This window comes from Alloyangia mangrovi (assembly GCF_002300555.2).
GTDB classification, from domain to species: domain Bacteria; phylum Pseudomonadota; class Alphaproteobacteria; order Rhodobacterales; family Rhodobacteraceae; genus Salipiger; species Salipiger mangrovi.
This window is the reverse complement of the sequence record NZ_NTHN02000011.1, coordinates 33,546-47,487: the sequence shown is the minus strand read 5'-3', so window position 1 is coordinate 47,487 and position 13,942 is coordinate 33,546. Positions and strand designations below refer to the sequence as shown.

Below are 13,942 nucleotides of genomic sequence, written 5' to 3'. Positions count from 1 at the left end.
CCGGTGCACCGGGCCACAGCCTCGGGTTGGTGCAGGGTCTGGGCGCAGGTGCCGGGGCGGCCGGTGTCGCTGCTGACGGTGCTGCGAGACCCCTCCTGCGAGATCGAGGGGCTGATCGCCCCCGTCGACGATGATGGCTGGGCGGCGCTCGACCTGCGCGAGGCGTGCTATGACCGGACCGATGCACTGCGCGACGTGCGTCACCCCGCCGAGGCCGTCGAGGCGCTGGCAATCTACGTGGTGCCCGAGGCGGACCGCATGCCGCCCGACGTGGAGCACCCGGTGCTGCTGAGCTATCTCGACGTGGTGCTGCAGGGCTACCTCGGCGAGTTCGGCCGACAGGGTGCCGAGCGTTTCCTCGCCACCACCGCCAATTGGGACGCGCCGGTCCTGAACGACCGCGCCGCGCCGCAATACCCCCGAGCGCAGACCCTGACCGACGCCGAGCGCGCGTTCGTCGACGCGGCGATCTCGGGGCTGGGCGTGCGGGTCCTCACCGGATGACCCCGCGTTGGCTCCTGCTGCTCTACCGGCTGTCGAAGCGGCTCGGGGTGCGGGTGCTGCTCGGGGCGCTGCTGGCGCTGCTTGCCGTGGCCCTTGCGCCGCTGTTCCAGTCACTGATCCCGGACTGGATGAAGGACCGCTTCGGCGCGGATGCGGTGACGCCGATCCTGTCGATCCTCGCCACCACCATGCTGACAGTCACCACCTTCTCGCTCTCGGTCATGGTGCAGGCCTTCCAATCCGCCGCCAGTCAGGCCACGCCGCGCGCCTATCGGCTGCACCTCGAGGACAGCACGGCGCAGACTGCGCTGGCGGCCTTTACCGGCACTTTCCTTTTCTCGCTGACGGCACTCGTCCTGTTCAACGCCGGGCTCTATTCGAAAGAATCCGCCGTGGTGATCTTCTTCCTGACCATTGCCAGCATCGTCGCGGTGATCGGCGCCATGCTGCGCTGGATCGGTCACCTCAGCGTCATGGGCAGCATGGATCATACCCTGGAGCGTGTCGTCGAGAGCGCCCTGCCACCGCTGGAGCGGGCCATGGCCAAACCCTCGCTTGGCGCGGCGCTGCCGGATCGCGCGTTGCCTTCGGATGCGCGGGAGGTTCCGGCCTCGACGGCCGGCTACGTGCAATACATCAACCTCGAGGCGTTGGAGGAAAAGCTGGCGGCCTCCGAGGCCGTCTTCCGAGTCACCGCCCATCCCGGCGCGCATCTCGTGCCGGGAATGCCGTTGGGGGTATTGGCGGGCGGTCATGTCTCCCCCGAGGAGATCGCCGAGTGCTTCACCCTCGGCGCCGAGCGCACCATGGAGCAGGACGCCCGTTACGGGGTCATGGTGATGAACGAGGTCGCCATCCGCGCGCTCTCGCCCGCGGTCAACGATCCGGGCACGGCGATCGACGTGGTGCAGCGGCTGGAGCGGATGCTGATGGGACTGGGCTGCCCCGAGGAGGCGCCGCCCGATTTCCCGCATGTGCAGATGGCACCGCTCGATCCGCAGCACCTGCTGGAGGACGGCTTCTACCCGCTGATCCGAGACGGCGCGGCGCGGCCCGAGGTGATCTCCTGCGTGCTTTCGGCCATGAAGGTGCTGCGCCGCGCGGAATGGCCCGCGCTGGCCGCGGCGGCGGAGGTCACCCGGGATTACACCTTTGCCCATGCCGAGGCGGCGCTGACGGTAGAGGCGGATCGGCGCTGGCTGGAGACCAAGCGGGACGAGACCTAGTCCCGGGTGCGGGCAGTCAAAGAAAAAGGCGGACCCGGGGGCCCGCCTTTGCAATCCGATGGTTCGGCGCTTACTTCGCCAGCGCCTTTGCCGGGATCTTCTCCAGCAGCGGCAGCACGTCCGACATCTCGGGCCCGCGCTCGAGCCCGGTCAGCGCCTTGCGCAGCGGCATGAAAAGGCCCTTGCCCTTGCGGCCAGTGGCCTCCTTCACCGCCTTGGTCCATTCGCCCCAAGTCTCGGTGGTGTAGGGGCCCTCGGGCAGCAATGCCATCGCCTCGGCGATGAACGCGCGGTCCTCGTCGGCGATCAGCGGCTCGGCGCCGTCGCGGAACAGCTCCCACCAGCCAGCGATCTCTTTGCGGGTCACGATGTTCTCACGCGCCACGTTCCAGAAGGCTTCCTGCTTTTCGGCGGGCACGCCGATCGCGGTCAGCTCCTCGGTCACCTCGGCCAGCGGCAGCTGGTGCAGCTTGCGGGCGGTCAGCGGGTAGAGATCCTGCTCGTCGAACTTGGTCGGAGCCGCACCGAACTGGCTCAGCTCGAAGCCCTCGGCGATCTCTTCCAGCGACAGCCGCAGTTCCACCGGCTGGCTCGAGCCAAGGCGGGCCATCAGCGACAGCAGCGCCTCGGGCTCGACGCCCGCTTCGCGCAGGTCGCGGATCGACAGCACGCCGAGGCGCTTCGACAGCGACTCGCCCTGTGGGCCGGTGAGCAGCGAGTGGTGCGCGAAGCCGGGGGCGGTGCCGCCGAGCGCCTCGATGATCTGGATCTGCGTCGCGGTGTTGGTGACGTGGTCCGAGCCGCGCACGATGTTGGTGACGCCCATGTCCATGTCGTCGACCACCGAGGCCAGCGTGTAGAGGATCTGCCCGTCGCCGCGGATCAGCACCGGGTCAGAGACCGAGGCGGCGTCGATCGAGATCGGCCCGAGGATGCCGTCGGTCCAGTCGATGCGCTGCTGGTCCAGCTTGAACCGCCACACCCCGTTGCCGCGCTCGGCGCGCAGGGCGTCCTTCTCGGCGTCCGAGAGGGACAGCGCGGCGCGGTCGTAGACCGGCGGCTTGCCCATGTTGAGCAGCTTCTTGCGCTTGAGGTCGAGCTCGGTCGGCGTTTCGAAGGCCTCGTAGAAGCGGCCCATGGCGCGCAGCTCGTCGGCGGCGGCATGGTAGCGGTCCAGCCGCGCGCTCTGTCGCTCCGTCTTGTCCCAGTGCAGACCGAGCCATTCAAGGTCGCGCTTGATGCCGTCGACGTATTCTTCCTTGCTGCGCTCGGCATCGGTGTCATCGATGCGCAGGATGAAGGTGCCGCCGGCCTTGCGCGCGATCAGGTAGTTGAACAGCGCGGTGCGGAGGTTGCCCACATGGATGTGACCGGTGGGCGACGGTGCGAAACGGGTGGTGGTCATGCTAGCCTCCTGCATACGCGGGTGGCAATTTCACAAGCGCGGCGGTTTGTCCAGTTCGCGGCCCTTGGCGGAGTCCTCAAGCCGTGTATTCTCCGCCCTATGAGAGACATTCTGACGGTCACGCTCAATCCTGCGCTCGATCTGTCGACCACCACGGATCGCGTGGTGGCCGGCCCGAAGCTGCGCTGTGACACGCCAAGCGCCGATCCCGGCGGCGGCGGCATCAACGTGGCGCGGGTAGCCGCCGAGCTTGGCGGTCCGGCGCGGGCCTTCCTGGCGCTTGGTGGTCCGACGGGGATGCGGCTCGAGGCGGCGCTGGCCGAGCGCGGGTTGCCGATGGTGCGGATGCGCGCGCCGGGCGAGACCCGCGAGAGCCTCGCCGTGCACGACCGCTACAGCGGCGAGCAGTACCGTTTCGTCATGCCTGGCCCGGTCTGGAGCGAGGGCGACGTGCTCGACGCGCTCTCCTCGATTGCGAGCACCGTGCACGAGGGCGGCATCGTGGTGCTCAGCGGCAGCCAGCCGCCGGGGGTGCCGAATGATTTTCCGGTCGAGCTTGCCCGGGCGCTGCGGGATCGCGGTGCGTGCCTGATCGTCGACACCTCGGGGCCGGTGCTCGAGCTTCTGGCCAAAGGCACTGATCCGGCACCGGCGGTGCTGCGGATGGACAGCCTCGAGGCCGAGGACCTCGCGGGCCGGCCGTTGATGAGCCGCGCCGACTCGGCCCGCTTCGCCGCCGAGCTGGTGGCGCGGGGCGCGGCCGAACGGGTGATCCTCGCGCGTGGGGCGGACGGCTCGGTCATGGCCGGGCCGGACGGGCTCTGGCAGGTGAGCGCGGCCAAGGTTTCGGTGCTCTCGGCGGTGGGGGCGGGAGACAGCTTCGTCGGGGCCTATGCCTTCGGGATTTCCTCGGGCCTGAGCGCGCCGGACTCGCTGGCGCTCGGCGCGGCGGCGGCCAGCGCGACGGTGACCACGCCCGGCACGACACTCTGCACCCGGGCGATGGTGCAGGGGCTGCTGGCGCAATGCGGGGCGAGCGAAATAAGAGCCTGACGGCGCTGCGGCGGGGCAGGGGGGGCGGGCTTGCCTGGCACCTATCCCCCCGATCCCACGACCAGAGAGAGTTGGCCGGGGGCGGAGAGAGATGGTCAGGCGACCGGGGCTTGTTCCTGCCCGTGCAGCTGCAGCCGCACCATGGTCTGGTTCAGCAGGATATAGGCGATCTCGCCGAAGGTGACGGGGCCGGTGAAGCTGATCTCGGGACCGAACCCGTCCTGCTCGAACAGGTTGAGGATCTCGACGTTGGCGGTCCGGTCGGCAGGGAGCTTCACGTGCAGCACCAGCGCGCCGTCCTCGTGGGCCGTGCCGCGGCTGCTGTCGAAGACCATGGGCCTGACCCGCTCGAGGTCGTCGAGAGCCACGCCGGTGATCCAGCCCATAAACGGCTGGTCGAATAGACCGGGGAATTCCGCGGCGCCGATGGCATAGGTCTCGTGGGCGCGGCTGAAGGCGGGGATCAGGATGACCGACTGGCCGCGCTCGAAGCGGTCCTTTGTAAGGCTCGGCAGCTCCTCGCCCTCGTAGAGCACGGGGCGGGCGTCCTCCGCGGCCTCGATCTCGGTGACCAAGAGGTTTTTTTGGTCCACCTGGCCGCCGTCCTCGGTCATGAAATAGACCGAGGTGCCGCCGATCCAGCGCCTGCTCGGCGCCGGCGAGGACAAGGGTCGCGCCGGCGGTGACGTGCTCTGCCGCCTGCGCCAGGGTCATCAGGGTGTGCTTCATGGGCTTTCGCTTCGGGGGCTCAGGGCGTCCAGGGGCCGGACCTGTCGGGGATCGGACGCGTCAGAAGAGGGCGAAGTCCTTGTGATCGAAGGCGTTCTTCTCGAAGTAGCCACGCAGCTCGGCAATCTTGCCGGCCATCTCGGCGGGACTCGCCTTCACCTCGCGGCGGAGCCGGGTGACGAGGATCTTGGTAGCCAGAAGGGGTTGGAAGCGTGCGGGATCATCCGCGGCTCCTCTCTGTTCACGACTGCACGGACCGAGCTGCGGTGAGTCCGATTAATGCCGTGCAAATACACGGATGTGATGATGCGCCAGCTGGTGCATTCTGGCCGGATGACGCAAGGGAACTATCCTTTGGCACAGGACGACCCAGCACAGGGCAACGACAGGGCAACAGGAGAGGAAGACGACTATGGACAAGGACAAGATCACGCGCCGCACGGCGCTGACCTGCGCCGCGGCGCTGCCGCTTGCCGCCGGTCTCGGCGGTACGACCCGCGCCCGTGCGCAGGAGGCGCAGGGCCCGCAGGTGCCGCGGACCTACCGCGTGCCGCTGGGGGATTTCGAGGTCACCGCAATGATGGCCGGCACGCGGACCGTGCCCGAACCGCAGGGCACTTTCGGCATGAACGCCAGCCCCGAGGAATTCGCCGAGGTTTCCGAAGCGGCGAACATCCCGACCGACAAGACACAGTTCTTCTTCACGCCCACGCTGGTCAACACCGGTGGCGCGCTGATCCTCTTCGACACCGGGCTCGACCCGGCAGGCATCGTCGCCGCGGTCGAGGCGGCGGGCTATGCGGCGGAGGACGTGAGCCACGTGGTGATCACCCACATGCACGGCGACCATATCGGCGGGCTTTCGGACGGTGGCACGCCGACCTTCGCCAATGCCGCGCTGCTCACCGGGCAGGAGGAATGGGATCACTGGTCCGCCGCCGGCAACGAGACCTTCGAGGACAAGGTACGCCCGCTGGAGGGAAGCTTTAGCTTCCTCGGCAACGGCGCCGAGGTGGCGCCTGGGATCACCTCGGTCCTGGCGCCGGGGCACACGCCGGGCCACATGTGCTTCATGCTCGAAAGCGGCGGCAAGAAGCTGATGCTGACCGCCGATCTTGCCAACCACTACGTCTGGTCGGTGGGCAAGCCCGACTGGGAAGTGCGCTTCGACATGGACAAGCAGCTCGCCGCCTCGTCACGGCGCAAGGTCTTCGGCACGCTGGCCGAGGAGAAGACTCCCTTCATCGGCTACCACATGCCCTTCCCGGCGATTGGCTACGTCGAGGCCGAGGACGACGGCTTCCGCTATGTGCCGCACAGCTACCAGCTGCTGATGAGCTGAGCGGGCGGGCCCGGTCTGACGTGCCCGCCCTTGGCGCGCGGATCTCAGCGGAAGGCCGGCCCGTGTGCCCAAATGGTCAGCGAGTGGCGCTCACCATCTGTCACCGGGGTCACCCGGTGCAACATGTAGGACGGAAAGAGCGTGGCGGTGCCGCGCTCTTTCTTTGCGGTGACGATGTGGTTCGAGGGCATGACCTCCAGCGCGCCGCCTTCGTAGTCGCCCTCGTCCGAGAGCTGCACCACCATGGTCAGCTTGCGGCGCGAGGCGAGGCGGCCCTCGCCGATGTCCGAATGCCAGTCGAAATGGCCCTCACGCTCGGCACCGTAGCGCGCGACCTGCGCGCTCTCGTCGAAGGCGTCGAGCGCGAAGTCATAGGCGCTGCGGTTGGCGTCGCGCACCAGCTCGATGATCCGATCCATGACCCAGCCGGTGTCCTCGACGTCGTCGAGCCACACCAGATCGGCGCGGCGCAGGTTGTGCGCGCGCTGCTGTCCCACCAGCCGCGCGTCCGAGGCTTCGGCGTTGCGCGCGATCTCGATGAGACGGGCGCAGTCGGTCTCGGAAAAGGCCTGGGGGATGTTGTGGACGGTGATCATGCGACTCTCCTGGAAGCGGAGCGCGCAGCTAAGGGCGGGGGCGGGGAAAATCTGCGCCGTTTGCGACAGGAAGGGCGGAAAGCGACCTGTCTTGGCGTCATTGCCGGGGGAGGGCCTTGTCCGGCCACTGCGCCGCGCGGTTTCCCTCTTTTCCAGCGACGTCCGGCACGCCATATCCCTTGCATGAGTGATCCCGATCTCGCCAGTTTCGAGACCATGGCCCGCGCCGCGGTCGATACCCTGCCCGCGCCCTTCCGCGCCGCTGCCGCCGAGGTGGTGCTGCGCGTCGAGGATTGGCCGTCCGACGAGATCCTTGAAGATATGGAAATCGACGATCCGCTCGAGCTGACCGGCCTTTACGAGGGGATCCCGGTGACCGAGAAGGCCTCGAGCTGGCCGTCGCCCTATCCCGATACCGTCTGGCTGTTCCGCGAGCCGATCCTGCAGGAATGGCGCGACAGGGGCAACGTGACGCTCGAGGACCTGGTGACCCATGTCACTGTGCACGAGTTCGCGCATCACTTCGGCTGGTCCGACGAGGATATTGCCAGCGTTGACCGCTGGTGGGAGTGAGGCGGCTCAGGCGCTGACGCCGCTCTCCTGCAGCAGCGCGCGCATCCGGGTCACGAATCGCTCGGCGCCCAGCTCTCCCTGCGCGGTTTCCAGCGCGGCGGCCCCGAGGCGCTGCCGGAGCGCGGCGTCGTCGATGAGCGAGGAAAGCACCTCTTCCACCGCGCCGGGACGGCTGACGTCCACCCGCAGCCCGTTTTCGCCGTGTCGCACGTAGCCCGCCGAGCCGGCGTCGGTCGAAATCACCGGGACGCAGCCATAGGCCATGGATTCCACCGGGGCGAAGCCGAGCGGCTCGCGCACCGAGGGCAGGATGCAGATATCCGCCTGCCGGTAGAGCTCGGGCATCTGCTTGAAGGGCACATTGGCGTGCAGCTCGAGCCAGGGCTCGGCGGCGGCCACCTCTTCGAGCGCGGCGATCTGCGCGGCGTTTTGCACCGGATCGCCGGTGGTGCCGGCGAGCAGCAGCCGCACCTTGCCCGCGCGGCCCTGCGTCCGCAGCGCGTCGATCACCATGCCGTGGTTCTTGCGCGGGTTGTGGAGCTTGGCGACGCAGAGCACCGTGACCTCCTGGCCGCTCCGGGGCGCGGCCTCGCCGGGCGTAGGTTCCGGTGCCGCCATCACTGGCCATGGGATGTAGCGGGCGTCGCGGCTCGGGCGGATGGTGGTGTCGAGCCCGAGAACGGGAGTCACCCGGCGCTGCGGCAGGCCCTGGAACCGGCGGGTCAGCCGGCGCTTCAGCGGCTCGCGCCAGTGGTAGGGGTTGAGGTCGTAGAACCACATCGGCGTGCCGCTCGCCCGCGCCAGCCGGGCCACCGCCCGGCGGTGTGCGGCGACGTTGCGCAAAATCACCAGATCCGGCTTCAGGTCGTCCCAAGCACTGCGGAATGCGGCAGGGTCGGCGTCATAAGGAAAGACCCGCGGAGCGACGACGCTATGGTCCTCGGTCTTGCCGCTGCCGCTGCCCCAGACCGCCACGTCAATCTGCGCCGCGTTCAGCGCGCGCGTCGCCTCCCAGAGGTTCGTGTGGAACCGCTCGACGACGAAGAGGATCCGGGGCCGCACCGCGCTCATCCGTTGTCGCGCCAGCGGTTGGCGATGGGATAGCGCCGGTCGAGCCAGAAGGCCTTTTGCGACAGCCGCGCGCCGGGGGCGGACTGGAAGCGCTTGTACTCGGAGATGTAGAGGAGGTGCTCGACCTTCTTGGCGTCGGCCCGGTCATAGCCCGCCGCAACGCAATCGGCGATCGAGCCGTCGCGGTCGACGAGGATCTCGAGGATGCCGTCCAGCACCGGGTAGTCGGGCAGGCTGTCGCTGTCCTTCTGGTCCTCGCGCAGCTCGGCCGAAGGGGGCTTGGTGATGATCCGCTCGGGGATCACCTCGCCCTCGGGGCCTTTCATCCAGGGACGCTGGTTCTCGTTGCGCCAGCGGCAGATGGCGAAGACCCGGGTCTTGTAGAGATCCTTGATCGGATTGTAGCCACCCGCCATGTCGCCATAGATCGTGGCATAGCCCACCGCGACCTCGGACTTGTTGCCGGTGGTCAGGAGCATCTCGCCGAACTTGTTCGACAACGCCATCAGCAGCAGCCCGCGCAGGCGCGACTGGATGTTCTCTTCGGTGAGGTCGGCGGGTCGCCCCTCGAAGAGCGGCGCCAGCGTGTTGGTGATCGCAGCGCGGCCCTCGGCGATGGGCACGAAATCATAGTGGCAGCCGAGGTTGTTGGCGCAGGCCTTGGCATCCTCGAGCGAATGCTCGGAGGTGTATTCCGAGGGCAGCATCACGCAGCGCACATTCTCGGCCCCGAGCGCGTCGGTGGCGATGGTCGCCACCAGCGCCGAGTCGATGCCGCCCGACATGCCCAGCAGCACCTTGCCGAAGCCGGTCTTGCGGCAATAGTCGCGCAGGCTGAGCACCATGGCATGGTAGTCCTGCTCCATCTCGCTCGGATGCTGCACGAAGCGCCCGTCCTCGGCGCGCCAGCCCTCGGACGTTCGGACGAGGTCAACCTGCGCGATCTCCTCCTCGAACACCGGCAGTTGCAATGCCGCCTGTCCGCCGGGGTTCAGCACGAAGGAACCGCCGTCGAAGATCTGGTCGTCCTGCCCACCCACCATGTTGAGGTAGATCAGCGGCAGGCCGGTCTCGATCACGCGGGCGACCATCTTGTTGAGCCGGGTGTCATGCTTGTTTCTGCGGTAGGGCGAGCCATTGGGTACAAGAAGGAACTCTGCGCCGGTCTCGGCGAGGGTCTCGGCCACGTCCTCGTACCAGGCGTCCTCGCAGATCGGCGAGCCAATGCGCACGTTGCCCACCGCGTAGGGCCCGCCGATGGCGCCGCTGTCAAAGACCCGGACCTCGTCGAAGACGCCGTAGTTCGGCAGGTGGTGCTTGAAGACCTGGGTGACGATCCGCCCATCGCGACAGATCAGATAGGCGTTGTAGAGTTCGGTGCCCTCGATCCAGGGGCAGCCGATGGCCAGCGCGGGACCATCGGCGCAATCCTCGGCCAGCTTTCGCGCGACGTCCATGCAGTCCAGCGTGAAGGCATGCTTCATCGGCAGGTCCTGCGGGTTGTAGCCTGCGATGAACAGCTCGGGCAGGGCGACGAGCTGGGCCCCCGCCGCGCGGCCCTGCTCCCAGGCGTCCCTGGCCTTGGCGGCATTGCCGGCAAGATCGCCCACGGTCGGGTTGAGCTGCGCGATGGTCAGGCGGAAACGGTCACCCATGAGCCACGTCCTTTTGGTCACATCCGCGTGCCCACATAGCAGAACCACGCCGGAGGGGAAGAAGCTGGGGGCAAAAGAGATTGTCAGCCAAGGGGGTGTTGTTTAGTTTCGCGGCGGCAGAGGGGCCGATTTTCAGGCCGATTTTCGGGGCAAAACAACAGGCATCCGGCGAGCGGCCGGCAGGGAAGGCGCATGAAGCTCTCAGGCAGATCCATCCTCACGGCGGCGGCAATTGCGGCGCTGACCTATCCGGCACTCGCGCAGGTCGAGGGCGGCGAGGTCCAGACCAAGCAATATGACGATGGCGGGGTCTACGAGGGCACCTTCCAGAACGGTCTTCAGCACGGCACTGGCACCTACCGGCTGCCGAACGGCTACGAATACACCGGCCAATGGGCCGAGGGCGAGATCCGCGGCGAGGGCGTCGCGCGCTTCCCCAATGGCTCGGTCTATGAAGGCCAGTTCGCCAAGGGCAAGCCCGAGGGCATCGGCCGCATCGTCTTTGCCGACGGCGGCACCTACGAGGGCTCCTGGCTCGACGGCAAGATCACCGGCAAGGGGATCATGCAATACGCCAACGGCATGCGCTACGAGGGCGCCTTCCGCAACGCGCTGCACCACGGGCGCGGCGTTATGACCGGCCCCAACGGCTATCGCTACGAGGGCGACTGGGTGAACGGCGTCAAGCAGGGCAATGCCGAGATCGCCTATCCCGACGGCTCGGTCTTCGAGGGCCGCGTCGCCAACGGGCTGCGCGACGGACAAGGCAAGCTCACCATGCCCGACGGGCTGGTCTACGAGGGCACCTGGCGCGAGGGGCAGATCGACGGCATCGGCAAGCTGACCCAGCCCAACGGCGACGTCTACGAGGGCGAGCTGGTCGACGGTCGCCGCGAGGGCCAGGGCAAGGTCACCTACGCCAATGGCGACATCTACGAGGGCGCCTTCGACAACGACCAGCGGCAGGGCAAGGGCGCCTTCATCGGCGAGGACGGCTACCGCTACGAGGGCGACTGGGTCTCGGGCCAGATCGAGGGCCAGGGCAAGGTCACCTATCCTGACGGCTCGATTTACGAGGGCGCCTTCCTCGGCGATCTCGCCAATGGCACCGGCACGATCACCTATCCCGACGGCTCCACCTACGAGGGCACCTGGGTCGACGGGGTGATCGAGGGGCGGGGCGTGGCCCGTTACGCCAACGGCCTGGTCTACGAGGGAACGTTCAAGAACGCCCGCAACGATGGGCAAGGGGTGATGACCTACCCCGACGGCTACCGTTACGAGGGCGACTGGAAGGACGGCCAGCGCCACGGCGAGGGCACCGCCACCTATCCCGACGGCACGGTCTACACCGGCGCCTTCCGCGACGGCCAGCGCCACGGGCAGGGTGCGATCACCATGCCCGACGGCTTCCGCTACGACGGCGGCTGGGTCAACGGCGAAATCGAGGGCGAGGGCGTGGCGACCTATGCCAATGGCGACGTCTACGAGGGGCACTTCAAGGACGGCAAGCGCCAGGGCGAGGGCACGATGCGCTACGCCACCGGGGAGCAGAGCACCGGCACCTGGGTGAACGGCGTTCTGACGACCGACACCCCGGTACAGGAGAGCGAGACTCCCGCGGAGACGCCGGCGGAAGGCGCGGAACCGACCGACGGCGAGTCGCTTCCGGCGGAGCCTGAAGCGCCGGAAGAGAGCCCGGCCTCGGAGTAGCGTCGGAACCTCTGCGCCTCAAACGTGTTTCCCCTACGTAATTTCGGGAGGCAATCGATGAGCACGTTTCAGGTTGGAGAGACTGTCCAGTGGAACTGGGGGGGATGGCAAAGCCAGGGGCAAGATCGCAGATCGCTTCGAGCGCCGGGTCACACGTCAGATCAAGGACCAGGAGATCACCCGCAACGGCTCTTCCGATACGCCTGCCTTCCTGATCGAGCAGGACGATGGCGGCCGGGTCTTGAAGCTTGAAAGCGAGCTGACCAAGGTCTGAGCCAGCCAGCCAGCCAGCCAGCCAGCCCCGCCTCAGCCCAGCTCCAGCGTCGCCACCGCGTGCAGACCCGGGCCGGGCAGCGGCGCGGGGCCGCGGTACATGCGGGCGGTGTGGAACATCGGCTCGAGCCCCATCTCTAGACAATGCGCGGCCAGCGGTGCCGATTCTTGCGGCAGGTCGATCATCACCTGATCGTCTTCGCTGTGCTGCGCCGCCGCCTCGAGCAGGGTCTTCGCGACTTCGATGCCGGGTGCGCAGAGTGGGCCGATCTTCCAGCCGTCGCGGCAGCGCCGCAGGGTGAGGAACCCGTCCGGTGTGCCATTGCTGCGGTGTACCAGCGTGTAGCGGGTCTGCGCGGGCTCGAGCCAGGCGGCGCAGAAGGTGGGTTTGGCATAGCCGCAGGCGCGGCGCTCCATCTCGATCAGAAGCGGGTGGTCCGCCGCCGAGGCCGAGGTAACCCCCTTACCATGGCCGGGGCGCAGGGCACCGGCGTAGCGCTTGGTCTGCCCGGCCAGCACGAATCCCGACTTGCGGTAGTTCTCCTGCTGCGCCGGTACGCCGTCGAGCCCGACGGTCCGATCGCCGGCGTGTTTCAGCGCGTGCAGCCAGAGCGCATGGGCGATGCCCTGTCCGCGGTAGGCCGGGGCGCAGAGGTAGAGACCGAGGAAAGCGAGGCTGGGCGAATGGTTCACCACCGAGATCGCTGCCGCCATCTTGCCGCCCAGCTCGGCGCAGAAGAAACCACCCGGGTCAGTGGCGTGGAAGACCTCGAGATCCTCGAGTCCCGGGTTCCAGCCTTCCTCGGCTGCCCAGTCGAGCGCCCGGCCCAGATCGGCCCGGGTCATGGTTCGCAGCATCATGGCCGCAGGGCGTCGCGCAGGCTCTGCGGCGGAGGCGGCGCCTCGCGCAGATCGAGCGACGACAGCAGATCGAGCAGGTGGCCCTTCATCATCTCCTCCGCCGTGGCGCCGTCGCCCCGTTCAAGGGCGGACAGCAGCGCCTCATGCGCATGAGTTTCGCACATTGCCTCGGGTCTGCGCCAGTAAAGAGCGATGACCAGTGAAGATCTTGCGATGAGTTGGGTGATGAATTCGGCGATGGTGGACTGGTCGGCGATCCGTGCAATCTCTATGTGGAACGCGCCCGAAAGCCGCAGCGCGGTGCCAAAGTCGCCGCGGTCGAGCGCCTCGTGCTCGGCCACGCTGTGGGCGCGCAGCCGGGCGATGCCCTCGGGGGTGATCCGCTCCGCGGCCGAGCGTGCAGTGCGCGGCTCGAGCAGGGCGCGGGCCTCGAAGACCTCGCGCGCCTCGCGGATCGAGGGTTCGGCGACAAAGGCACCGCGGTTGGGCTCGATGGTCACCAGCTGCTCGTGCGCAAGCATCTGCAGAGCCGAGCGCACGATGGTGCGCCCCACGCCGAAGATCTCGCCGACTTCGTCCTCGTTCAGCTTCAGCCCCGGCGTCAGCCGGTGCTCGTGCACAGCCAAGGTCAGCGCATCTGCTACGGCCCGGGCCTTGGAGCCCTTGGCCCGTTCGGGGGCTCTTGCCGATTTTTCCGCTCCTGAGGTCACGCGCGTCTCCTTTGGCGTCAATGTTTCCGAGACTCTCGGCACGCACAAGGGACCGGAGGATCGCACGGGATAATTTCGAAGATCGTATACGATCTGTAATCAAAAAGCGCACAGAGAGCATAAACATTGGTGAAAATTTGGGCGGACTTCAGAATCTGCCCTTCCCCGACGTTGCCCGTGCTTCGTTTTTTCGCGCGGGCCGGGGACAGGATCGTGAAGCAGCCGCTGCGG

The 13,942-nt window shown here is 67.8% G+C and carries 14 protein-coding genes; 7 read left to right on the top strand and 7 right to left on the bottom strand.

Annotation, left to right across the window (positions count from 1 at the left end; genetic code table 11):
* Positions 1-3 precede the first annotated feature (3 nt).
* Positions 4-504, top strand: coding sequence for a gamma-glutamylcyclotransferase family protein (locus tag CLG85_RS08255; RefSeq protein WP_311734971.1), 501 nt, complete (start codon positions 4-6; stop codon positions 502-504).
* A complete protein-coding gene (locus CLG85_RS08250) occupies positions 501-1,730 on the top strand; it encodes a DUF2254 domain-containing protein (RefSeq protein ID WP_095884014.1) in 1,230 nt (409 codons plus the stop codon). The genes CLG85_RS08255 and CLG85_RS08250 overlap by 4 nt, the downstream gene beginning before the upstream one ends.
* A 70-nt stretch (positions 1,731-1,800) precedes the next feature.
* Here the strand turns inward: CLG85_RS08250 and gltX are convergent, their stop codons facing one another.
* On the bottom strand, positions 1,801-3,135 hold the full coding sequence (gene gltX, locus CLG85_RS08245) for a glutamate--tRNA ligase (RefSeq protein ID WP_095884013.1): 1,335 nt from the start codon (positions 3,133-3,135) through the stop codon (positions 1,801-1,803).
* Positions 3,136-3,234: 99 nt separating this feature from the next.
* Between gltX and CLG85_RS08240 the strand changes: the two genes are divergently transcribed.
* Positions 3,235-4,188 carry a 1-phosphofructokinase family hexose kinase gene (locus CLG85_RS08240; protein WP_260348695.1) on the top strand — a complete coding sequence of 318 codons (954 nt, stop codon included), beginning with the start codon at positions 3,235-3,237 and terminating at the stop codon, positions 4,186-4,188.
* A 95-nt stretch (positions 4,189-4,283) separates the two neighbouring features.
* Here CLG85_RS08240 and CLG85_RS08235 read toward each other — a convergent pair whose 3' ends face one another.
* Entirely contained in the window at positions 4,284-4,856 is a 573-nt protein-coding gene (locus tag CLG85_RS08235; RefSeq protein ID WP_235865476.1) for a DUF6976 family protein, read from the bottom strand.
* Between the two features lie 473 nt (positions 4,857-5,329).
* On the opposite strand from CLG85_RS08235, the gene CLG85_RS08230 reads away from it, so the two are divergent.
* Positions 5,330-6,259, top strand: a complete 930-nt coding sequence (locus CLG85_RS08230; protein ID WP_095883556.1) for an MBL fold metallo-hydrolase — start codon at positions 5,330-5,332, stop codon at positions 6,257-6,259.
* 44 nt (positions 6,260-6,303) lie between these two features.
* Here the strand turns inward: CLG85_RS08230 and CLG85_RS08225 are convergent, their stop codons facing one another.
* A complete protein-coding gene (locus CLG85_RS08225) occupies positions 6,304-6,855 on the bottom strand; it encodes a 2OG-Fe(II) oxygenase (RefSeq protein WP_095883557.1) in 552 nt (183 codons plus the stop codon).
* 183 nt (positions 6,856-7,038) lie between these two features.
* Between CLG85_RS08225 and CLG85_RS08220 the strand changes: the two genes are divergently transcribed.
* Positions 7,039-7,428: a metallopeptidase family protein gene (locus CLG85_RS08220; RefSeq protein ID WP_095883558.1), complete on the top strand. Its 390-nt coding sequence runs from the start codon at positions 7,039-7,041 to the stop codon at positions 7,426-7,428.
* A 6-nt stretch (positions 7,429-7,434) separates the two neighbouring features.
* Here the strand turns inward: CLG85_RS08220 and CLG85_RS08215 are convergent, their stop codons facing one another.
* Entirely contained in the window at positions 7,435-8,490 is a 1,056-nt protein-coding gene (locus CLG85_RS08215; protein ID WP_141244652.1) for a glycosyltransferase family 4 protein, read from the bottom strand.
* A 5-nt stretch (positions 8,491-8,495) separates the two neighbouring features.
* On the bottom strand, positions 8,496-10,154 hold the full coding sequence (locus CLG85_RS08210) for an NAD+ synthase (protein WP_095883560.1): 1,659 nt from the start codon (positions 10,152-10,154) through the stop codon (positions 8,496-8,498).
* A 192-nt stretch (positions 10,155-10,346) separates the two neighbouring features.
* Between CLG85_RS08210 and CLG85_RS08205 the strand changes: the two genes are divergently transcribed.
* A complete protein-coding gene (locus CLG85_RS08205; RefSeq protein WP_095883561.1) occupies positions 10,347-11,867 on the top strand; it encodes an MORN repeat-containing protein in 1,521 nt (506 codons plus the stop codon).
* A gap of 73 nt (positions 11,868-11,940) precedes the next feature.
* Complete coding sequence (locus CLG85_RS08200; protein WP_311734970.1) at positions 11,941-12,141, top strand: HVA1 family protein; 201 nt, start codon at positions 11,941-11,943, stop codon at positions 12,139-12,141.
* A 32-nt stretch (positions 12,142-12,173) separates the two neighbouring features.
* On the opposite strand, the gene CLG85_RS08195 is transcribed toward CLG85_RS08200, so the two are convergent.
* Together CLG85_RS08195 and CLG85_RS08190 are read right to left on the bottom strand one after the other, a co-directional pair.
* Positions 12,174-12,986 (bottom strand): GNAT family N-acetyltransferase, encoded by an 813-nt coding sequence (locus CLG85_RS08195; RefSeq protein ID WP_260348694.1) that lies wholly within the window; start codon positions 12,984-12,986, stop codon positions 12,174-12,176.
* A gap of 11 nt (positions 12,987-12,997) precedes the next feature.
* Entirely contained in the window at positions 12,998-13,711 is a 714-nt protein-coding gene (locus tag CLG85_RS08190; RefSeq protein ID WP_095883563.1) for a GntR family transcriptional regulator, read from the bottom strand.
* Positions 13,712-13,942 lie beyond the last annotated feature (231 nt).